We start from the raw sequence: 19,295 nt of genomic DNA on the forward strand, positions 1-19,295 counted from the left end.
TTCGATGGGCGATATTGGTGTGATTGGTAGTATCTAAATAATAGATGTAATTATCGAGCAGCTTGAGCTGGAAGGCTCTGGAATGCGGGTTTTCGGCAGGAGGGAGGAAGCGCTGGCATGATGCCCGGCCGAAGCCGGGCATCGATGAGGACGATGCAGAGGGGTTACCTGAGGTCCTGGAGCAGATCTGCCATGTCGTCGGCGTGCTCTTCCTCCTGGGCGAGGATCTCCTCGAACAGGCGGCGCGTGGTCGGGTCGTCGTCGCCCAGGTAGACGACGATCTCGCGGTAGCTGTCGACCGCGATGCGTTCGGCCACCAGGTTCTCGGTGATCATCTCGCGCAGGTTGGTGCCAGCTACGTACTCCGCGTGTGAGCGCTCGGTCAGCCCGTTGGGGTTGAAGTCCGGCTCGCCGCCCAGTTGCATGATGCGCTCGGCCAGCCGGTCGGCATGCTGCAACTCCTGGGTGGCGTGCTCGAGGAACTCGGCGGCGGCCACGCTGGCCTTCAGCCCGGTAGCCATGAAGTAGTGGCGCTTGTAGCGCAGGTAGCAGACCAGTTCGGTCGCCAGCGACTCATTAAGCAGGCGCAGTACAGTCTTGCGGTCGGCATGGTAGCCCTCGGTCACTGCGCCGTCTTCGATGTTCTGGCGCGCCCTCTGGCGCAGGGTCTGGACGTCGGTCAGGTGTGCCTGGTTCATCGGTTGTCTCCTTGACGGTGGGCCTTGTGGCGGGCCGGCGCTGCGGTGGTGCGCGGCACGGTTCGGGTCACAAGGGTGTGAGTCGCGGGCTGCCGGGAAAGTTTGGTTTTTTTGCCCGACAGGGCCGCTGAGCCGAATCGCCGAGCAGATTGTGGGAGCCATTGGCTCGCTATGCTGGTCCAAGACGACAGGCCAAGGGAGAATGCCGGCCCGGCATGCTCAGGCGGCCGATGATGACCGGCAGCGGCGTGGGGACGTCGCTGCTTCCACCGACGCGGCCAGCAGGGAGTTCAGGTATGACGCGCGGGAAACGAATCTGCCTCTGGAGCTTCACGGGGTTCATCGCGGTGATCGCCGCACTGGTGGTGTTCATTGCCACCTTCGACTGGAACCGGGTGAAGCCGACCATCAACGAGAAGGTGTCGGCCGAGCTGGGGCGCCCCTTCGCCATCAATGGCGACCTGCAGGTGTTCTGGCGCACGGAACCGGCCGAGGGCGGCTGGCGCGCCTATGTACCGTGGCCGCACTTCAGCGCCGCCGACATCACCCTGGGCAACCCCGACTGGGCGGCCGGCAAGACGCGCTCGCCCAACTTTGCGAGCCTGGAAAAAGTCGAGTTCCGCCTCGCACCGTTGCCGCTGCTGTGGCAAACCGTGAACATCCCGCAGATCGTCCTCACCCGCCCCAGCGCCGACCTGCTGCGCCTGGCCGATGGTCGTGCGAGCTGGACCTTCGAGCTGCCGAAGCAGGAAGAGGACCCCGGCGCCCCGGCCGAGCCGTCGCCCTGGAAGCTGGATATCGGCGAGATCGGCTTCGACAAGGGCAGCGTCACCCTCGACGACCAGCGCCTGAAGACCCGCCTGGAGCTGCTGGTGGACCCACTCGGCAAACCGGTGCCGTTCGGCGAGCTGGCGGGCAAGGCACTGGCCGGCGGCGACAAGGCCGAGACCCAGGACTACGTGTTCGGCTGGAAGCTCAAGGGCCAGTACAAAGGGCTGCCGCTCAATGGCTCGGGCAAGGTTGGCGGCATGCTCGCCCTGCAGGATGCCGCCAAGCCCTTCCCGGTGCAGGCCGAGGTTTCCGCCGGCAGCACCCGCGCGAACATCGTCGGCACCCTGGTCGACCCGCTGAACCTCGGTGCGCTGGACCTGCGCCTGAAACTGGCCGGCACCAGCATGGCCAACCTGTTTCCGCTGACCGGCGTGACCCTGCCCGATACGCCGGCCTACGAGACCGACGGCCGCCTGAAAGCCGAGTTGCACGATTCCGCCGGCGCGCAATTCCACTACGAGAATTTCAACGGCAAGGTCGGTGACAGCGATCTGCATGGCGACCTGGTGTTCGTCAATCGCCAGCCGCGGCCCAAGCTGTCGGGCAAGCTGCGCTCGGACCAGCTGCGCATGGCCGACCTCGGTCCGCTGATCGGCGCCGACTCCAACAAGGAGAAGCAGGCGCGCGGCCAGAGCACCCGCCAGCCGGCGGACAAGGTGTTGCCGGTGGAGGAGTTCCGCACCGACCGCTGGCGCGCCATGGACGCCGACGTGGAATTCACCGGCAAGCGCATCGTGCACAGCGACAAGCTGCCGATCAGCGACCTCTATACCCACCTGGTGCTCAACGACGGCCTGCTGACCCTGGAGCCGCTGCGCTTCGGCGTGGCCGGCGGCACGCTGGACTCGCACATCCGTCTGGATGGCGGCAAGACGCCGCTGCAGAGCAAGGTCCAGTTGCAGGCGCGCAGCTTCAAGCTCAAGGAACTGTTCCCCAGCTTTGCGCCGATGCAGTCCAGCTTTGGTGAGCTGAATGGCGACGCGGCCATCAGCGGCACCGGCAATTCGGTGGCGGCCATCCTGGCGGGCGCCAACGGCGAGATGAAGCTTCTGATCAACGACGGGCGCATCAGCCGCAGCCTGATGGAAATCGCTGGACTCAACGTGGGCAACTACGTGGTGAATAAACTGTTCGGTGACGACGAGGTGAAGATCAACTGCGCGGCTGCCGACGTGGGCATCACCAACGGTCTGGCCAAGCCAAGGGTGTTCGCCTTCGATACCGAGAACGCGATCATCACGGTGGACGGCACGGCCAACTTCGCCACCGAGCAGCTGGACCTGGACATCACTCCGCAGAGCAAGGGTGTGCGTATCTTCTCCCTGCGCTCGCCGCTCTACGTGCAAGGCACCTTCAAGAACCCGAAGGCGGGTGTGCATGTGCTGCCGCTGGCTGCTCGCGGTGCGGGGATGGTCGCCCTTGGCGTGGCGGTGGCTCCGGCGGCGGCGCTGCTGGCGTTGATCGCGCCGAGCAAGCAGGACGACAACCAGTGTGCTGCGCTGTTGCAGCAGATGAAGCAGCCGTCGAAGGCGCCGGCGCCCGCCAAGCGCAAGTAAAAGGTGGGTGGCCCTGTAGGAGCGAGCAAGCTCGCTCCTACGAAAGGCCGGGTCGGTGTTCGCTAATAGACCGGTACGTAGAGGTCGGTTTCCGAAGCCGGGTCTTCCGGGCCAAGGAAACGCTCGGTGTAACGCTCAAGGTCCACGCCTTTCTTCGGCTCCAGGCCGTGGCGCGACAGCAGGCTGGAATAGATGGCCTGGAAGCTGTCGGCGATGGCGGTGACTGGGCCGATGTGGGTGAACACCGCGTACTTCTGCGCTGGTACCTGGAAGCTCACCATGCCCTCGGGAATGGCGGCGCCGGGCGCCACCGGCAGGCCGGCGATGTAGTGGAACTCGCCGCCCGGCAGTTGAGTGCAGACGCCATAGGCGGTCTTGTCCGTCGCGCTGGCCGCGACTTCCTGCTCGCGTGGCAGGAAGCGTTGCCACAGCTGGCCGATACTGTCGTCCTGCGTGCTGCCACGGTAGTCCATGCCCACCACTTCGAAGGCGGGCAATTCGATGATGCGGTATTTCATGGTCGGCTCCTGAGGTCGCTGCTCGGATGATAGACGGCCACCGAGTGGTGGGAACATCCCCGGCGTCCGTGACCGTGGCGCTCTGCCAGGAAAGGTTGCCGAATGAAAAGGCCCCCGCCGATGGGCGAGGGCCTTGTGGTCACACCGGGAGCACCGTCACGGCTGGGCATCACGCTCGTGGCGGTCGAGTTCGGAACAGGTCATGAAGCCCGACCCATCCACCCGGCCACTGCCGTCGAAACTCACGTAGAAAGGCTGTTGCTGCCCGTCCTTGCTGAGAATGTAGCTGTTGCAGCTGCCCGGCTTCATCAGGCGTTTCTGCGTGGAGGACGGCGTGCCGCCGACCTTCAGGACTTCTTCCTGGCTCATCCCCTTCTCGACGTTGCGCACCAGCGGCTGGTCGCGGAAGGTGATGTAGTTGACCGGGTTCTGCACCTTGGTGGAAGCGCAGCCCGCCACCGAGGCCAGTACGAACAGCGCCAGCAGTGATCGCTTGTACATGGTGTTCTCCTTGGTTGAGCAACTCACTCGCTCAAGTTTGAGCCACCTGAGCGCGCGGACGTTCAAGAAATCTGCGTGCTGTGATCGCTGCCGCTTTTACTCGCTGGCTTTGATTGCGTCGTCCAGCCGCTGCTGGTTCTGCACATTGGCCGCATCGACCTGCTGCTTGAGCTGCTGCATCTGCTGTTGGGCCTGTTGTGCCTGCTGGGCCTGCAGGTTGGCGGTGGTGGCCGCGGTGGCGGCAGTCTCGCCCAGGCCGCAGGCGGAGAGTGCGGCGGACAGGAGCAGCAGGCTGGTCAGTTGGACGGTGCGCATGGCGGACTCCGGACGCGAGGGGTATTACCGCCACACTAGCGCATGGCGGCCGTTGCGTCAGTGAGCGGCTGCTCAGCCGTAGCGCTTCATCGCCTCGATGGCCAGGCCGTTACCGATCCCGCCGAAGCGGTCGCCGTCGATGTGGCGGGCGTTGGGTAGCATCGCCGCCACGCTCTGGCGCAACGCAGGCACGCCGGAGGAACCGCCGGTGAAGAACACCGTGTCGACCCGCGCCGGGTCCACGTCGGCCGAACTCAGCAGCTCGGTGATGCTGCCGCGCACGCGCTCCAGCAGGGGGCCGATGGCGCCTTCGAACAGCTCGCGGCTCAGCTCGGCGAGCAGACCGGCTTCGATGCGCGCCAGGTCGATGTCGCGGCGCTCGGTGTCGGACAGCTCGATCTTGCTGGCTTCCACCTGCATCGCCAGCCAGTGGCCGGCGCGCTGCTCGATGAGCTTGAACAGGCGGTCGATGCCGGTGGCGTCGACGATGTCGTAGCGCATGTTCTGCAGCGCCAGCTGAGACTTCTGCGCGTACACCGCGTTGATGGTGTGCCAGGTGGCGAGGTTGAGGTGGTAGCTGGTCGGCATGAAGGCATCGCTCTTCATCTTGCTGCCGTAGCCGAACAGCGGCATCACGCCCTGGATACTCAGTTGCTTGTCGAAGTCCGTACCGCCGATGTGCACGCCGCCGGTGGCGAGGATGTCGCCTTGGCGGTCGGCCACTTCGCGGCGCTCGGGCGACAGGCGCACGAGCGAGAAGTCCGAGGTACCGCCGCCGATGTCGACGATCAGGACCAGTTCCTCACGCTGGATGCTGCGCTCGTAGTCGAAGGCCGCGGCGAGCGGTTCGTACTGGAAGGAGACGTCCTTGAAGCCGAGCTTCTGCGCCACGGCCACCAGGGTGTCCTGGGCTTCCTGGTCGGCCTTGGGATCGTCGTCGACGAAGAACACCGGGCGACCCAGCACCACGGACTCGAACTCGCGCCCGGCGACCGCTTCGGCGCGCTTCTTCAGTTCGCCGATGAACAGCCCCAGCAGGTCCTTGAACGGCATGGCGCTGCCCAGCACGGTGGTCTCGCTTTTCAACAGCGAGGAGCCCAGCAGGCTTTTCAGCGAACGCATCAGGCGGCCTTCGTAGCCTTCCAGGTATTCGTGCAGGGCCAGGCGGCCGTATACCGGACGGCGTTCCTCGACGTTGAAGAAGATCACCGAGGGCAGGGTGATCTTGTCGTCTTCCAGGGCGATCAGCGGTTCGGTGCCCGGGCGCCACCAGCCGACGGTGGAGTTGGAGGTGCCGAAGTCGATGCCCAGGGCGCGGGCCGCAGTGGTCGGGAACATGATGCGGAGGTGTCCGGAGAAAAAACGGCCGCGCAGTGTACGCGAGTGTTCGCCGAAATTCAGGGTATCCGTCGGAAGACGATGGTGGCAAAGAGGGCTTGGGGAGTAGCTTGTAGTTTTGCTACATTGTGTTCCTGTAGTTTTCCTACAAGAGTTTTCCACTATCTGATTTCCGTTCTCCCACCCCGTATTAGCAGTTGGATCCCACCATGCACAGAGCCTCCTTTCACGAATTGCGCAAGGATTTCCGCGCCTTACTGAATTCATCAGCCTGCTATCACACCGCTTCGGTGTTCGATCCCATGTCGGCGCGCATCGCCGCGGATCTGGGGTTCGAGGTGGGCATCCTGGGCGGTTCTGTAGCTTCACTACAAGTTCTGGCGGCGCCGGACTTCGCGCTGATCACCCTGAGCGAATTCACCGAGCAGGCCACCCGCATCGGTCGCGTTGCCCGTCTGCCGGTGATCGCCGACGCCGACCACGGCTACGGCAACGCGCTGAACACCATGCGCACCATCGTCGAGCTGGAACGCGCCGGCGTCGCTGCGCTGACCATCGAGGACACCCTGCTGCCGGCGCAGTTCGGCCGCAAGTCCACCGACCTGATTCCGGTCGAGGAAGGCGTCGGCAAGATCCGCGCGGCGCTGGAAGCGCGCATCGACTCGGAAATGGCGATCATCGCCCGCACCAACGCCGAAGTGCTGGAAGTGGACGATGTGATCCGCCGCACCCTGGCCTACCAGGCCGCCGGCGCCGACGGCATTTGCATGGTCGGCATCCGCGACTTCGACCACCTGGAGTCCATCTCCCGCCACCTGTCCGTGCCGCTGATGCTGGTGTCCTACGGCAACCCCGAGCTGCGCGACGACGCGCGCCTGGCCGAGCTGGGCGTGCGCATCGTGGTCGACGGTCACGCCGCCTACTTCGCTGCGATCAAGGCCACCTACGACTGCCTGCGTGAGCAGCGCGGCGTGCATGCCTCCGACCTGACCGCTTCGGAGCTGGCGAAGAAGTACACGCTGCCCGAGGAGTACCAGATCTGGGCGCGCGAATACATGGAAGTCAAAGAGTAGGACCGCCTGTTCTGTCCTGTTTTGTTCTTTCCTGCGCCGCTCAGCTGCGCGGCAGATGCGCCAGCAGGTACTCGACCTGGGCGTTGAAGGGATAGAGCAGAGTGCCTTCGGGTTTCTCCGCCTTGCGCAGGTAGCTCCAGCGCGAGAGCAGGGAGTCCCGGCTGGCACCGGCGGGTAGTGCCGCCAGGCGTTCGCCGATCAGTTCCTGCAAGTCCCTGATCCGTGCCGCATCCCCCTCGCTTTCCTTCCCCAGCAAACGACCGTTGGCCCGCCGCGCCTCTAGCAGCGCCAGCTCGCGCAACTCGTCTTCCAGCCCCTGTGGTGCCGGCTCACGTGCCAGGATGAAGGTGTCGAACAGTCCAGCGACTTCCTGCGTCTGCTCCACGGCGTTTTGCAGGTCCACGCCCTTCTGCGAGTAGGCCGCGCGCACCTGCTCCAGCGTCTGCCGATAGAGCTTCCAGAGGTCCTGCAGATTGTTCGCATTCTTCTGCTGCGACAGCTGCTGTTCGAAGCTCGGCCCAAGGCCGTCCAATCGTGCGAGGAAACGTTCGTCACCGGTGGCGCTGTACAGCAGCAGGTAGCGCTCCATGTCGCGCAGGCTGGCATCCACGGTGTCGGCATTGGCAGCGCGCGGCAGGAGGCCTGCGAGCAGGAGGCTGGCGATCAGGGCAGAGGCGTAGCGCATGGCAGGGTTCCGGCTGACAGAGATCTGTCGATTCTCGGCAGCCTTGCCGCTGCGGGACATCAGACGTATCTGGTTTCATCGCGACGCACTCGTCGCCTCCCGCGCCGTCGCCCTTGCATTCATCGCCAGCGCCCTGCATATCTTCAGAACACACGACGATTCCACGGGAGGTCGCCATGGCCAGCGGCTGGGCAAACGACGGAGCGGTTCAGGAACAGATCGACAGCACCATCGAGGACGCCATCGCACGGGCACGCAGCCAGTTGCCCAGAGGCGAGAGCCTGACCCATTGCGAGGAATGCGATGCACCGATCCCCGAGGCACGGCGCAAGGCCATTCCTGGCGTGCACCTGTGTGTGAACTGCCAGGCCGAGCACGACAAGGAGCAGTCCGCCCACAGCGGCTACAACCGCCGCGGCAGCAAGGACAGCCAGTTGCGTTGAGCCTGTTTTGGCAGGCATGGGAACGGCGCCTTCAGGGCGCCGTTTCGGTTTGTGTGGCGTGCCCCGTGGGGGCTGTCAGGGCGAAGTTTTTAGTGGCACCAGCACGCTGAAGGTGATGATGCCGTCGGCCTGCTCGACTTCGATGCGGCCATCGTGGGCGCTGACGATGGCCTGGGAAATGTACAGGCCGATGCCCAGCCCGCTCTTGTTGCGGCCATGGCCACCGGCCTCCTGCTTGAAGGGTTCGAAGAGGTTGGCGAGGCGTGCCTCATCCAGCGCTTCGGCTTCGTTTAGGATGCTCAGTCTCGCCAGCTCGCCCTGGCGGCGCAACTCCACCAGCACAGGGCGGCCGGGGCGGCCATGGTGGCGGGCGTTGCTCAGCAGGTTGGCGATTACCTGCAGGTAGCGGTCCGGGTCGACCTGCGCCTGCACACCTTCCTCGATGGCGGTCTCGATGGACAGGCCCGGATAGGCCACGTCGGTTTCCTGGACGATATCGCGCACCAGACGCGATAGATCGGCGGCCACCGGTTTCACCGTCATGCCCGCGCCGCTCTGCAGGCGGCTCATCTCCAGGATCTGGCTGATCAGCCGCTCCATGCGGCTGCTGGAGTAGGTGATGTGCTGGCGCAGTTCGGCGTTTCGCACATCGCTGGAGGAAAGCATGGCAGCGGCCATGGAGATCGACTGCAGCGGGTTGCGCAGGTCGTGGCCGAGCACGGCGATCAGGCGCTGGCGCATACGATCGATTTCACCCGCGCGGTTCAGGCACAACTCCACCAGTTCGGTGCGCAGCTTCTCGGCGATGCTCAGGTCAATGCCGGTCCAGGGCATGGAGCGTCCGCGTACCACTTCTTCCCAGGCTTCGAACGAACCACGCGGGGTCAGACGCGGGCCGGAGGGGCCGGTGCTGATGATCTTCTCCGGCTTGCCGCCCCAGCGGATACGGTGCACCTGCTCCAGGCGCAACCAGACGATCCAGCCCGACTCCTGGCGATGGAAACGAATCGCCATGACACCGCAGTAGCGCGGATCGTACGCGCCGTCGGGTAGTTCCAGGCGATGGTCGCTGTGGAACAGGTCGAGCTCTTCGTCCTGTTGCAACTGGGCGACCATGGCCACCGCCAGGTCCTCGAAGTCGCCGCCGATACTGCTGGTGCGCCCGCCGAGCATCACCACTGCGCCGTCGCACGGCAGCAGATCGGCGATGCTGGCGCCGGGGCGCGACAGCGCACTGAGCAGGTCGTCGGAGTCGCGGGTGCGGCGCAGCAGCGCCTGCTGGCGTTCGGAGGCCTGGCGCAGCAGCTCGCTGATGCGGCTCTGCTCCAGGCGCTCGACCATGGCGCTGCACACCTGGGAGAACACCTGGAAGGACATGCGGATCGGATAGGGCACCACCTTCGGGCTCATGTGGTGGCAGGAGAACAGTCCCCACAGCCGCCCGCCGACGACGATGGAGATACTCATCGACGCGCGTACGCCCATGTTGGCGAGGTACTCGCAATGGATCGGCGAGACGCTGCGCAAGGTGCTGAAGCTCAGGTCGAAGGGTTTGCGGCTGGTCGGGTTCAGTGTCGGGCGCACGGCCACCGGCTGATAGGCTGCGTCGCCGATCAGCCGCACCGGGTTCTGCAGGTACAGGCGCCGCGCCTGGGCGGGAATGTCCGAGGCCGGGTAGCGCTGGCCGAGATAGCTTTCCAGGTCCTCGCGGCGGGATTCGGCGACCACCTCACCCGAGTCGTCCTCGTTGAAGCGGTAGGCCATGACGCGGTCGTAGCCGGTCATCCGCCGCACCTCCTCGGTGACGCTGACCAACAGGCTCTCCACGTCGTTGCGCAGTTGCAACTGGCTGACCAGGCGTTGGGCGTTGAGGGCGAAGGTGGTGAAGGACGCAGTGCCGGCGGCGCGCCGCTCGAATTCCAGGTAGCGCACGCCGTCATGGCTGTGGCCGATCACGTCGAAGAAGCGCCGGTTGATCCGCGCTTCCACGCTGTTGACCCAGGGCCCTTCCTCGCTCAGCCCCTCTTCGAGCATCGCCAGTACGCCGGGGCCGACGTCGGTTTCCGCCAGCGGCTCGCCCAATACTGGAGCGATGCCCAGCAGGGTGCCAAGGTTGTCGCTGACACCGAGCACGCGGCCCTGGTCGTCGACGGCAATCAGTGCGCCGTGGGGCTGGATCGCACCGGGTACATGGATGGGTTCGTCCTCGCAGTTGGCAAGGGTGACCGTCTGCTCGCTCATGCCGGGACCGCCCGCTGCGGCGCGGCGTCGAGCACCCAGTCGCGGAACGAAGTGAAGGCGCGCACGGCGGCCTTCTGGGCGTGGGCGATGTCTTCGGGGGTGGAAACATGCTCGGCCAGCAGGCGCTGGAAGGCTACCCAGCGCTCGCCGGTGTGTTCGCCGTAGCCTTGCAGCCAGAGCAGTGGCAGTGGCTCGAGAGAGGCCTTGAGTCGCTTGTAGAGCACCCGTCCGCCCAGGGTCGCGCCTTCGGCAACGTAGGCAATACCGAAGGCTTCGGCGAGGCTGTTGGCAACCGGCGCGACGGGGCAGTCCGGCCAATCGGCGGCGGCCTGCGAGCCCGCCTGCAGGTCGGCTTGCAGCCATTGGCTTTTGCCGCGTCGCAGACATGCATCCTCGGCGTCAGGCCAGAGCGGCCAGAGGGCTTGCTCCAGCGGGCGCATCCAGCCCAGTACGCGGGCGGCGTGGTCGAGGTAGTCGGCGTGGGTCAGTGCGGCAGTGAGCGGCGAGCGGCTGTCGAGGTCGGCATGCAGCTCATGGGTGGCGGCACGCAGCGCGGCCAGCGCGGGCGAGATGCCCGGGCGTTCGTTCGGTTGCGAAGTCATCGCCGTCATCGCGGGTCCACCTTTTTCTTCGAGCAGCAGAGCATAGCAGTTCGAGCTGGACGACCGGGCCGACGGCGAGAAAGTTGATCGACCTGTCAGCTTGCGGGGCTTCCAACAGCAGGCGCGAGATGGGAGCGCGGGCGCAAAAAGGCCGCCGCACAAGGTGTGCGGCGGCCCGGTTTCACGGCAGGATCAGAAGTTGACCTTGAAGCCTACGGTCACCGCCTGGTCGCGGTAGCCGTTGTCGCCGAACTGGTGGCCCACTTCACCCCAGACGTTGACCCGGCTGTTTACCTTGCTGGTGGCGCCGAGCTTCACTTCGAAGATGTCGCTGGCTCCGTCCATCTCGAACTTCGTGCTGCCCATCTTCGCGCCGAAGTCCTTGGAGTTGTGGATCCAGTTGGTCTCCACGTAGGGCTCCACGCCGTAGGTGTTGGCGAAACCACCGGCCTCGTTGCTGCGCACGGCGGCGCGGGCACCCAGGCGGGTCATGACGTTGCCGTCACCTTTGCCGGTGACCTGGGTGCCATTGGCTTCGCGGTGGTTGTCGGCCTTCACGCCCATGTAGACGATCTGTGCCTGAGGCTGCACGTAGTAGGTGGCACTTTCGGTCTTGGCGACTTCGAAGGTCTTGCCGGCTTCGACGGAAGCGGTGATGCCCTTGAGGTCGTAGCTCTCCTTGGCCAGTTGGTCACCTTTCACGTCGGCGTCGAATTCGTTGTAGAGAATCCAGCTGTCGACGTATGCGCCGTTCTCGTCTTCCCGGTTCTCATACCAGGTGCCGTAGACGCCCAGGCTGTAGCCATCGATCTCGCCGCGCGAGCGATAGCCGGTGATGCGCGACTTGGTGGTGGAGTTGCCGTTGGCGTAGCCGGCCATCACGCCGAAGACCCAGTCACCGTTATCGGTTTCCTTGCGGTACAGGTCGCTGCCCAGTTGCAGCACGTAGCGGTTGGACTCGGTCTTGAGCTGGCCGGTGCTGTCTTCCCAACGGGTCGACCCATCGACGTTGCGCATCCAGAGCATGGAGGTGACTTCCTTGCCGGTATCCGGGTCGATGTAGGTCAGGTTGCCGGTGCGGTCATGCAGGCGATGCAGGAACATGGTGTTGGCCGCTGCGATGTTGGCGGTGTAGCTGCCACCTTCGGGCTGGCGCACGCGGTCCTTGTCGCTGGGCGTGGGCTTCTCCGGTGCCGGGTCGGTTGGGCCCGGATCGACCGGGCCCGGCTCCTCGGGGCCTGGATCTACCGGACCGGGCTCTTCGGGACCTGGATCGACGGGACCGGGCTCTTCGGGACCTGGATCGACAGGACCGGGATCTTCCGGACCCGGATCGACGGGGCCGGGATCTTCAGGACCTGGGTCCACCGGATCGGGATCTTCCGGCTCCGGTTCGGTCGGCTTGTAGGAGGTCAGGTACCAGTCGCTGTTCGAGCCGGTGGAACCGACGAAGCTGCCGCCGCGGCGCAGCACGTACTCGTAGCCGCCCTCGGTCACCCGGTCGGACTTGAACTCGCCGGCCGAGGTGCCGCCGACGGTGATCATCTGGATGCCTTCCAGGGTTTCGGCGCCTGGGCCGTCGGTATTGTTGACGGTGACGCGGGTGTCGCCCGAGGTACTGCCGGTGATGGCGAGCTTGTCGGTCTCGGAGGTGTCATTGCCCAGGTAGGTGTTCATCACCAGGTGGCCGCCGCCGGTGAAATCGCCATCCACCGTCAGTGTCTTGTAGGTGTAGGCACCGTGCTCGTCATGACGATCGTAGATCAGCTGCGCTCCGTCGGTGAGCGAGAGGTTGGTGAGGTTGGAATTGCCGGTCATGAACCACTGGCTGGCGGCACCGTCCATGGCGAGGTCGATCACGCCGTCGGTGGCGGTACTGGTGGTACCGTTGAAGTAGGATCCGGCGGCCATTTTCAGGTCGAGCTTGCCGAGGTTCTCGGCGTACAGGGCAACCCCTTTTCGGTTGGCAAGGTCGTCCGCTGCGCTGCTGTCGAGTACGTAGATCGCCGCATTCTCCGAGACGATGCTGGAGTCCTCGCCGTTGGCCGCCATGGCGCGGTTGCCGTCGGTGACCGTGACCTGGGTGTCGCCATAAAGATGGACCTTGCCGCCGCGCATGCCGTTGAAGTCTTCCAGCGTCTGCGCGTAGATGCCGTAGGCGTTGTTCTTCTCGGTGCTGATATCGGTGCTGCCGAGCTTGATCACGCCACCGCGATTGGCGAATACGGCGTGGGCGGCTGAACCTTTGGTGGTAATTGTGCTGTCATCGCCGAGTGTGACTTCGGCGTTGCCCTTGAAGGTGGCATAGCCGGTGTCGCGGTTGCCGGCATAGACCGCGTAACCGTTGCCGTCGGAGGTGTTGTTCCCCGCGCCGGATGTGCTGATGGTGGCTCCATCGCCGAGAGTGATTCGGTTGGTACCGCCATTCTTAGAAGTGTTGGCGCGCACGCCCATGCCGGCGGTGGTGATGCTGGCGTTATTGCCAATGGTGACGGTGCTGTCCTTGGCATTCTCGGTCACGTTGATGCCGTCCGCCGAATAGCTCTTGGTCACGATGGTCAGCTTGTCGATCGAGATAGTGCTGCTGCCGGCGTTGGCCTGGATGGCGTCGGCCATCATGCCGCCCGTGGTCAGAGTGGCTTCCGCCAGATTGTACTTGGCGCTGTTGCCATAGATCGCGATGCCGGCCTTGCCGGCGCTGCCCATGGTGGTGCCGGTATTGATCACGAAGGTATCGACGCCCGTCGGTTGGCCATCGTAGAAGATGGTGTCGCAGGTCATGATGTTTCCGGATGTGCTGCAAGCGGCCGATGCGGTCTGGGCCTGCACCGTCAAGCCGAAAGCCAGTGCCACGTGGACCGCCAGCAGAGATTTCTTGAAGCGCATTGCATTCCTCCTTGCGCCCGCTCACTGGGTGAGCGGATGCGTATTCCGGCGCAAGGAGCCGTTCACTGGCTGAAGCGTGGAAGCCTGGCTTCCAAGAGCGGGTCCTTCCTGCACCGGGAGATGGCGCCTGATCGCATCAGGCAAGGGGAGGGCAGAACTCCGGACGGCGGAGCCTCACCCAACCAGCGGCAGAGGGGCGCGCTGGATCAGTGGGCTCATTGTTCAGGCGCGGTTCAGTTGGCCGAATAAGACGAATCTCAATCGGCAGGCAGCAGGGCGGGGGATCGGGAAAAGCTTGATATATGACAAGGGTGGAAGCCGGACCGGGCATTGCACACCGGTCCGGAGCAGCAGGCAGAGCCTTACTTGTTCAGCTTGACCACGTCACCGGAAACGGTGGTGGTGTAGCCGTTCAGGACCCAGGCCCAGAACCACTTTTCCTGCACCTGGGTGTTGATCAGCGCGTCGCCGCCCTTGGATTTCACTGCGGCATTCTGCGCACGGACGAAGCGATCGTTCTGCTGGATCGGGATGAAGCCCAGCAGCATGATCCCGGTGGCCTTGCCTTCGCCATGGCCGATCACGGTGTACTGCTCGGGGCTGTAGGTCTGGGTCTTCATCGGGGTGCCGGTGCAGCCGGCGAGGATTGCGGTGGCCAGCAGGGTGGCGGCGATACGGGAAAACTTCACATGACTCTCCTGAGATGCAACCCCCGGGACTCTTTCCCAGGGGGAGCGCAGGGTAGCCATCATTGCGCCACAACGGAAGCTGCTAAACGCATCGGGTTCAAGAGTCGAAGGGGCGTTGTGTCAAAAGACTAGCGGATGGCAGGCACCTGGTTTTCGATGTACATGCACTCCTTGATTTCGCTCATCCCGGCATCTGCAGATACCTGCGAAAGGTTCGAGCTGACGGAGGTACTGAGCCCGTGAACGCCGGGAAAGAACATCATGCCTCCGCCCAGTCGGAGGTAGTACACCTCGCCGTTTTTGACGTCGAGCGTTCCGTTCATGTTGAGCGGAAACAGGTCGATTGCCCATTTCGTCGCGATCTTGTGAGTGCCTTCGGCGAGATAGAAGTAGGTGAAGCTCTTGTTCTTGATCTCGCTGACCTCCCGATCATCGATAAGGAGCGTCGGGTCGCGCCAGAGGGGAGGAATACCCTTGCGGTAAACGTAAACCAGCGCCGCGTCGCTTCGCGTGGCCGCTGGTTCCTTGAAAGATTCTCCGCTGTGAAGGGTGGTGCAACTCGCCAGCAGCATTGTGCCGATCAGTAGGAGTACTCGATGGAAGTGCATCTGTAGAAGTCCGTTTCTGGGGGATGGAAATCCTAGAGGGTTTCCTCACTCAGTGACATGTGGCGTTGTGCCGTCCAGGCATCAGATGAGTCAGAACAGGAAGTAACGCTGCGCCATCGGCAGCACGTCCGCCGGCTCGCACCACAGCAGTTGCCCGTCTGCGCGCACCTGATAGTTCTGCGCATCGACTTCGATGTGCGGCAGGTACGCGTTGTGGATCAGGTCGGTCTTCTGCACGCTGCGGCAGCCCTTCACCACGCCGATGGCCTTGCGCAGGCCCAGCTCGTGGTGCACGCCGAGGTCGAACGCGGCCTGGCTGATGAAGGTCAGGCAGGTGGCGTGGCGACTGCCGGCGTAGCTGGCGAACATCGGTCGGTAGTGCACCGGCTGCGGCGTCGGGATCGACGCGTTGGCGTCGCCCATCAGGCTCGCGGCGATGGCGCCACCCTTGAGGATCAGGCTCGGCTTCACGCCGAAGAAAGCTGGGCGCCAGAGCACCAGGTCGGCCAGCTTGCCTACTTCGATGCTGCCCACTTCATGGGCTACGCCATGGGTGATCGCCGGGTTGATGGTGTACTTGGCGATGTAGCGCTTGGCGCGGAAGTTGTCGTTGCGTGCGCCGTCGCCGTCCAGTGCACCGCGCTGCTTCTTCATCTTGTCGGCGGTCTGCCAGGTGCGCGTGATCACTTCGCCGACGCGGCCCATGGCCTGGCTGTCGGAGCTGATCATGCTGAAGGCTCCGAGGTCGTGGAGGATATCCTCGGCGGCGATGGTCTCGCGGCGAATGCGCGACTCGGCGAAGGCCACGTCCTCGGCGATGCTCGGGTCCAGGTGGTGGCAGACCATGAGCATGTCCAGGTGCTCGTCGATGGTGTTGCGGGTGAACGGCCGGGTCGGATTGGTCGAGCTGGGCAGCACGTTGGCGAAGCCGCAGGCCTTGATGATGTCCGGCGCGTGGCCGCCTCCGGCGCCCTCGGTATGGTAGGTGTGGATGGTGCGGCCCTTGAACGCGGCCAGGGTGGTTTCGACGAAGCCGGATTCGTTGAGGGTGTCGGTGTGGATCGCCACCTGCACGTCGAGGCGGTCGGCCACGGACAGGCAATTGTCGATCGCCGCCGGGGTGGTGCCCCAGTCCTCGTGCAGCTTCAGACCGATGGCGCCAGCTCGAACCTGCTCCTCCAGCGGTAGCGGCAGGCTGGCGTTACCCTTGCCGGTGAGCCCGATGTTCATCGGGAAGGCGTCGGCGGCCTGGAGCATGCGCGCCATGTGCCACGGGCCGGAAGTGCAGGTGGTGGCATTGGTGCCGGTGGCCGGCCCGGTGCCGCCACCGATCATGGTGGTCACTCCGCTCATCAGCGCCTCTTCGATCTGCTGCGGGCAGATGAAGTGGATGTGCGTGTCGATGCCGCCGGCGGTGAGGATCATGCCTTCGCCAGCGATCACTTCGGTGCTGGCGCCCAGGGCGATGGTGACGCCGGGCTGGATGTCCGGGTTGCCGGCCTTGCCGATGGCGGAGATGCGGCCGTGCTTGAGGCCCACGTCGGCTTTCACGATGCCCCAGTGGTCGAGGATCAGCGCGTTGGTGATCACCGTGTCGACCACCTGCGCGGCGCACAGCTGGCCCTGGCCCATGCCGTCGCGGATAACCTTGCCGCCGCCGAACTTCACTTCCTCGCCGTAGACGGTGAAGTCCTGCTCCACCTCGATCCACAGGTCGGTGTCGGCCAGACGCACGCGGTCGCCGACGGTGGGGCCGAACATGTCGGCGTAGGCTTGTCTGCTGATTTTCATCGGGGCTCCTTGGTCATTCCCTGCGCTGGTTTGCCCTCTCCCCAACCCTCTCCCTGAAGTGAGAGGGGGCTGATCGGAGCACAGTGTGGTCCCGCCGTGGCGGCCTGCTTTCTCCCTCTCCCTTCGGAGCGGGGCGCGTAGCTAGGGCGGGGGAGAGGGGCTCTCAGAGCGCACCCATCACCCGTCCCGCAAATCCATAAACCTTCCTGTCACCCGCCAGCTCCACCAGCTCCACCTCGCGGCTCTGCCCCGGCTCGAAGCGCACCGCGGTACCGGCGGGAATGTTCAGGCGCATGCCGCGTGCCGCGTCGCGGTCGAACAGCAGCGCGTCGTTGGTCTCGAAGAAGTGGTAGTGCGAGCCGACCTGGATCGGCCGGTCGCCGCTGTTGGCCACGGTCAGGCCGAGCGTGCGGCGGCCGGCGTTGAGTTCGATCTCGCCGGGCTGGATGTCGTATTCGCCTGGGATCATGGGGCGCTCCGTGAGTCGAGGTTGAGTTGCATGAAGGTCAGGTCCAGCCAGCGGCCAAATTTCTGGCCGACCTGCGGCATCTGCCCGCTGGTGATGAAGCCCAGGCGTTCGTGCAGGCGGATCGACGCGGCGTTGCCGCTCTCGATGGCCGCGACCATCACGTGCAAACCCTGGGCGCGGGCGCGCTCGATCAGTGCCTGCATCAGGATCGGGCCAAGGCCTTTGCCGCGCTGGTCGGCGCGCACGTAGACCGAGTGCTCCACGGTTTCGCGGAAGCCATCGAAGGCCCGCCACGGGCCGTAGCTGGCGTAGCCCACCACCTCGCCGCCGTCCTCGGCCACCAGCACCGGGAACCCCTGCTGTGCGCGCAGTTCCAGCCAGGCGCGGCGGTTCTCCAGGTCGATGGCGACCTCGTTCCAGATGGCGGTGGTGTTGAGCACGGCGTCGTTGTAGATGTCGCGCAGACTGCCGAGGTCGGCTTGGCTGGCATCGCGGATGAGCATGTTGGTTCCTCTGTACGTAGGGCGAATGAAGCGGAACGCTTCATTCGCCATTGTCGCCGCACCTTGGTTCGGGGGCGCGATCAGGCGATGGGCTGGTGCACGGTGACCAGCTTGGTGCCGTCCGGGAAGGTGGCTTCCACCTGGATCTCCGGGATCATTTCCGGTACGCCTTCCATCACCTGGTCACGGGTCAGCAGCGTGGTGCCGTAGTGCATCAGGTCGGCGACCGTCTGGCCATCCCGGGCACCTTCGAGCAGCGCGGCGGAAATCAGCGCCACGGCCTCCGGGTAGTTGAGCTTCACCCCCCGGGCGAGGCGACGCTCGGCGACCAGGCCGGCGGTGAAGATCAGCAGCTTGTCTTTTTCGCGGGGCGTCAGGTCCATCTCAGGTGCTCCAGATTCGCGGAGGAACGGCCTCACGGCCGAGCAGCGCGGGCCGCAGCCGGCGCCAGAGTTCGATGAGCCAGGCACGGGCATGCAGCGCCTCGTGGGCGAGGCAGCGGGCGACCACCAGGCCGGGCAGTTGGGTGAGGTTGCCACGCCCCTGGCAGGGGATGGCGCGGCAGGCTTCGATCAGCTCCGCGTCGATCTGTCCGCTGGCGATCAGCGTGGCCATTACCGGATGGCCAGCGAGACCGATGGGCGAGTCGAGCAGGCGATCGCTCCCCGTTACGCGCTGACGTTCATGCCACAGGCGCTGGCCGTCGCGGCGGATGTCCAGGGCGGCGGCAAAGTGGCCTTCGCCGAAGCGCTCGCTGCTGGCCGGGCGGCCGAGGGCGACCACATCCCAGTAGAACAGCCGGGAGTCGGCTTCGAGATCGATACGGGTCGTCAGTTCGGCCTGCGCGCCGGAGTAGACGATGGTTTCCTGCGGCAGCCATTCCAGCGTGGCGCCGGGGCCGATGCGGATGTCCAGCTGCTGCTTCGCCGGGCAACCGGCGCGGTACCACTTGGCCGCGCCGGGGCTGGTGAGTTGCGCCCAACTGTCGTTGCCGGCGCGGATGTCGAGGTTCAGGGTGTCGCCACCGGCGATGCCGCCGGGCGGGTGCACGATGATGTGCTGGCAGACCTGCGGCCCCTCCGCGTACAGGTGCTTCTGCACCCGTAGCGGGCCAAGGTGCCTGCGCGTGACCGGGCGTGTGCACTCGTCGACGCTGGCATAAGCCAACTCGAGCTCGGCATGCCAGGCAGGGTGGAAAAGGGTGGCCGGTGCGTTCATGGGCAGCTTCGAAACGAAGAATGCACACGACAGAGCAATTGCCGTGCCGGCTGCGCCAGGATAGTGCGTGGTGACTGTCCCACGTCGCCGAGGACAGGTTTGGCGCGGGCTGGGCGGCCGGCTGAGGAATTGTCCGATCGGTCAGGTATGAGCGCGCTTGCGGTGCGTTGGTCGCACCAATGCACTTGAATGGTGCGTTGGCGGTGAGGGAGTTCCTGGAGCATGGTGCCGGTGCAGCCCTCACCCCAGCCCTGGCTGCGCGCCCCGCTCCTGAGGGGAGAGGGGGTAGATCGTGCCGGCTAACGCTGTGGCTTGCTCCTGCTCCGAACG

The 19,295-nt window shown here is 65.1% G+C and carries 19 protein-coding genes; 3 read left to right on the top strand and 16 right to left on the bottom strand.

All coding sequences use genetic code 11. The features are described from left to right. Positions 1–164 precede the first annotated feature (164 nt). Positions 165–698 (bottom strand): ferritin-like domain-containing protein, encoded by a 534-nt coding sequence (locus tag FAS41_RS23350; protein ID WP_138525777.1) that lies wholly within the window; start codon positions 696–698, stop codon positions 165–167. A 296-nt stretch (positions 699–994) separates the two neighbouring features. On the opposite strand from FAS41_RS23350, the gene FAS41_RS23355 reads away from it, so the two are divergent. Beyond that, the gene (locus FAS41_RS23355; RefSeq protein WP_138525778.1) at positions 995–3,085 is read left to right on the top strand and encodes an AsmA family protein; all 2,091 of its coding nucleotides are present in this window, start codon (positions 995–997) and stop codon (positions 3,083–3,085) included. 62 nt (positions 3,086–3,147) lie between these two features. On the opposite strand, the gene FAS41_RS23360 is transcribed toward FAS41_RS23355, so the two are convergent. The 4 genes from FAS41_RS23360 to FAS41_RS23375 all read right to left on the bottom strand — a co-directional run bounded on the left by FAS41_RS23360 (position 3,148) and on the right by FAS41_RS23375 (position 5,757). Next, positions 3,148–3,603, bottom strand: a complete 456-nt coding sequence (locus FAS41_RS23360) for a GyrI-like domain-containing protein (protein WP_138525779.1) — start codon at positions 3,601–3,603, stop codon at positions 3,148–3,150. A gap of 156 nt (positions 3,604–3,759) precedes the next feature. Continuing rightward, positions 3,760–4,104 carry an osmotically-inducible lipoprotein OsmE gene (osmE, locus tag FAS41_RS23365; protein WP_138525780.1) on the bottom strand — a complete coding sequence of 115 codons (345 nt, stop codon included), beginning with the start codon at positions 4,102–4,104 and terminating at the stop codon, positions 3,760–3,762. A 96-nt stretch (positions 4,105–4,200) separates the two neighbouring features. Further along, positions 4,201–4,419 (bottom strand): hypothetical protein, encoded by a 219-nt coding sequence (locus FAS41_RS23370; RefSeq protein WP_138525781.1) that lies wholly within the window; start codon positions 4,417–4,419, stop codon positions 4,201–4,203. Positions 4,420–4,491: 72 nt separating this feature from the next. Continuing rightward, positions 4,492–5,757 (bottom strand): Hsp70 family protein, encoded by a 1,266-nt coding sequence (locus tag FAS41_RS23375; RefSeq protein WP_138525782.1) that lies wholly within the window; start codon positions 5,755–5,757, stop codon positions 4,492–4,494. A gap of 209 nt (positions 5,758–5,966) precedes the next feature. Here FAS41_RS23375 and FAS41_RS23380 point away from each other — a divergent pair, with 209 nt between their 5' ends. Then, positions 5,967–6,830, top strand: a complete 864-nt coding sequence (locus FAS41_RS23380) for an isocitrate lyase/PEP mutase family protein (protein ID WP_138525783.1) — start codon at positions 5,967–5,969, stop codon at positions 6,828–6,830. A 40-nt stretch (positions 6,831–6,870) separates the two neighbouring features. On the opposite strand, the gene FAS41_RS23385 is transcribed toward FAS41_RS23380, so the two are convergent. Beyond that, positions 6,871–7,515: a hypothetical protein gene (locus FAS41_RS23385; protein WP_138525784.1), complete on the bottom strand. Its 645-nt coding sequence runs from the start codon at positions 7,513–7,515 to the stop codon at positions 6,871–6,873. A 176-nt stretch (positions 7,516–7,691) separates the two neighbouring features. On the opposite strand from FAS41_RS23385, the gene FAS41_RS23390 reads away from it, so the two are divergent. Beyond that, positions 7,692–7,958 carry a DksA/TraR family C4-type zinc finger protein gene (locus tag FAS41_RS23390; RefSeq protein WP_138525785.1) on the top strand — a complete coding sequence of 89 codons (267 nt, stop codon included), beginning with the start codon at positions 7,692–7,694 and terminating at the stop codon, positions 7,956–7,958. 75 nt (positions 7,959–8,033) lie between these two features. On the opposite strand, the gene FAS41_RS23395 is transcribed toward FAS41_RS23390, so the two are convergent. The 10 genes from FAS41_RS23395 to FAS41_RS23440 form a co-directional block, all read right to left on the bottom strand. Then, positions 8,034–10,199, bottom strand: a complete 2,166-nt coding sequence (locus tag FAS41_RS23395; RefSeq protein ID WP_138525786.1) for a GAF domain-containing protein — start codon at positions 10,197–10,199, stop codon at positions 8,034–8,036. Next, on the bottom strand, positions 10,196–10,801 hold the full coding sequence (locus FAS41_RS23400) for a biliverdin-producing heme oxygenase (protein ID WP_138525787.1): 606 nt from the start codon (positions 10,799–10,801) through the stop codon (positions 10,196–10,198). Before FAS41_RS23400 ends, FAS41_RS23395 begins: the two co-directional genes overlap by 4 nt. 192 nt (positions 10,802–10,993) lie before the next feature. After that, on the bottom strand, positions 10,994–13,687 hold the full coding sequence (locus FAS41_RS23405) for an autotransporter outer membrane beta-barrel domain-containing protein (protein ID WP_138525788.1): 2,694 nt from the start codon (positions 13,685–13,687) through the stop codon (positions 10,994–10,996). A 362-nt stretch (positions 13,688–14,049) separates the two neighbouring features. Next, a complete protein-coding gene (locus FAS41_RS23410; RefSeq protein WP_138525789.1) occupies positions 14,050–14,376 on the bottom strand; it encodes a hypothetical protein in 327 nt (108 codons plus the stop codon). 128 nt (positions 14,377–14,504) lie between these two features. After that, on the bottom strand, positions 14,505–14,984 hold the full coding sequence (locus FAS41_RS23415) for a DUF2846 domain-containing protein (protein ID WP_138525790.1): 480 nt from the start codon (positions 14,982–14,984) through the stop codon (positions 14,505–14,507). 90 nt (positions 14,985–15,074) lie between these two features. Next, positions 15,075–16,775 carry an urease subunit alpha gene (gene ureC / locus FAS41_RS23420; protein WP_138525791.1) on the bottom strand — a complete coding sequence of 567 codons (1,701 nt, stop codon included), beginning with the start codon at positions 16,773–16,775 and terminating at the stop codon, positions 15,075–15,077. A gap of 163 nt (positions 16,776–16,938) precedes the next feature. Continuing rightward, a complete protein-coding gene (locus FAS41_RS23425) occupies positions 16,939–17,244 on the bottom strand; it encodes an urease subunit beta (RefSeq protein ID WP_138525792.1) in 306 nt (101 codons plus the stop codon). Continuing rightward, positions 17,241–17,747: a GNAT family N-acetyltransferase gene (locus FAS41_RS23430; protein ID WP_138525793.1), complete on the bottom strand. Its 507-nt coding sequence runs from the start codon at positions 17,745–17,747 to the stop codon at positions 17,241–17,243. Before FAS41_RS23430 ends, FAS41_RS23425 begins: the two co-directional genes overlap by 4 nt. An 80-nt stretch (positions 17,748–17,827) precedes the next feature. Beyond that, complete coding sequence (gene ureA / locus FAS41_RS23435; protein WP_138525794.1) at positions 17,828–18,130, bottom strand: urease subunit gamma; 303 nt, start codon at positions 18,128–18,130, stop codon at positions 17,828–17,830. 1 nt (position 18,131) lies between these two features. Continuing rightward, the gene (locus FAS41_RS23440) at positions 18,132–18,965 is read right to left on the bottom strand and encodes an urease accessory protein UreD (protein ID WP_138525795.1); all 834 of its coding nucleotides are present in this window, start codon (positions 18,963–18,965) and stop codon (positions 18,132–18,134) included. Positions 18,966–19,295: the final 330 nt, after the last annotated feature.

Source organism: Pseudomonas nicosulfuronedens, assembly GCF_005877905.1.
GTDB classification, from domain to species: Bacteria; Pseudomonadota; Gammaproteobacteria; order Pseudomonadales; family Pseudomonadaceae; genus Pseudomonas; species Pseudomonas nicosulfuronedens.

Excerpts from the sequence above, each read along its gene's own strand:
- FAS41_RS23350 (WP_138525777.1), bottom strand. The coding sequence starts at position 698 with ATGAACCAGGCACACCTGACCGACGTCCAGACCCTGCGCCAGAGGGCG.
- FAS41_RS23355 (WP_138525778.1), top strand. The coding sequence starts at position 995 with ATGACGCGCGGGAAACGAATCTGCCTCTGGAGCTTCACGGGGTTCATC.
- FAS41_RS23360 (WP_138525779.1), bottom strand. The coding sequence starts at position 3,603 with ATGAAATACCGCATCATCGAATTGCCCGCCTTCGAAGTGGTGGGCATG.
- osmE (WP_138525780.1), bottom strand. The coding sequence starts at position 4,104 with ATGTACAAGCGATCACTGCTGGCGCTGTTCGTACTGGCCTCGGTGGCG.
- FAS41_RS23370 (WP_138525781.1), bottom strand. The coding sequence starts at position 4,419 with ATGCGCACCGTCCAACTGACCAGCCTGCTGCTCCTGTCCGCCGCACTC.
- FAS41_RS23375 (WP_138525782.1), bottom strand. The coding sequence starts at position 5,757 with ATGTTCCCGACCACTGCGGCCCGCGCCCTGGGCATCGACTTCGGCACC.
- FAS41_RS23380 (WP_138525783.1), top strand. The coding sequence starts at position 5,967 with ATGCACAGAGCCTCCTTTCACGAATTGCGCAAGGATTTCCGCGCCTTA.
- FAS41_RS23385 (WP_138525784.1), bottom strand. The coding sequence starts at position 7,515 with ATGCGCTACGCCTCTGCCCTGATCGCCAGCCTCCTGCTCGCAGGCCTC.
- FAS41_RS23390 (WP_138525785.1), top strand. The coding sequence starts at position 7,692 with ATGGCCAGCGGCTGGGCAAACGACGGAGCGGTTCAGGAACAGATCGAC.
- FAS41_RS23395 (WP_138525786.1), bottom strand. The coding sequence starts at position 10,199 with ATGAGCGAGCAGACGGTCACCCTTGCCAACTGCGAGGACGAACCCATC.
- FAS41_RS23400 (WP_138525787.1), bottom strand. The coding sequence starts at position 10,801 with ATGACTTCGCAACCGAACGAACGCCCGGGCATCTCGCCCGCGCTGGCC.
- FAS41_RS23405 (WP_138525788.1), bottom strand. The coding sequence starts at position 13,687 with ATGCGCTTCAAGAAATCTCTGCTGGCGGTCCACGTGGCACTGGCTTTC.
- FAS41_RS23415 (WP_138525790.1), bottom strand. The coding sequence starts at position 14,984 with ATGCACTTCCATCGAGTACTCCTACTGATCGGCACAATGCTGCTGGCG.
- ureC (WP_138525791.1), bottom strand. The coding sequence starts at position 16,775 with ATGAAAATCAGCAGACAAGCCTACGCCGACATGTTCGGCCCCACCGTC.
- FAS41_RS23425 (WP_138525792.1), bottom strand. The coding sequence starts at position 17,244 with ATGATCCCAGGCGAATACGACATCCAGCCCGGCGAGATCGAACTCAAC.
- FAS41_RS23430 (WP_138525793.1), bottom strand. The coding sequence starts at position 17,747 with ATGCTCATCCGCGATGCCAGCCAAGCCGACCTCGGCAGTCTGCGCGAC.
- ureA (WP_138525794.1), bottom strand. The coding sequence starts at position 18,130 with ATGGACCTGACGCCCCGCGAAAAAGACAAGCTGCTGATCTTCACCGCC.
- FAS41_RS23440 (WP_138525795.1), bottom strand. The coding sequence starts at position 18,965 with ATGAACGCACCGGCCACCCTTTTCCACCCTGCCTGGCATGCCGAGCTC.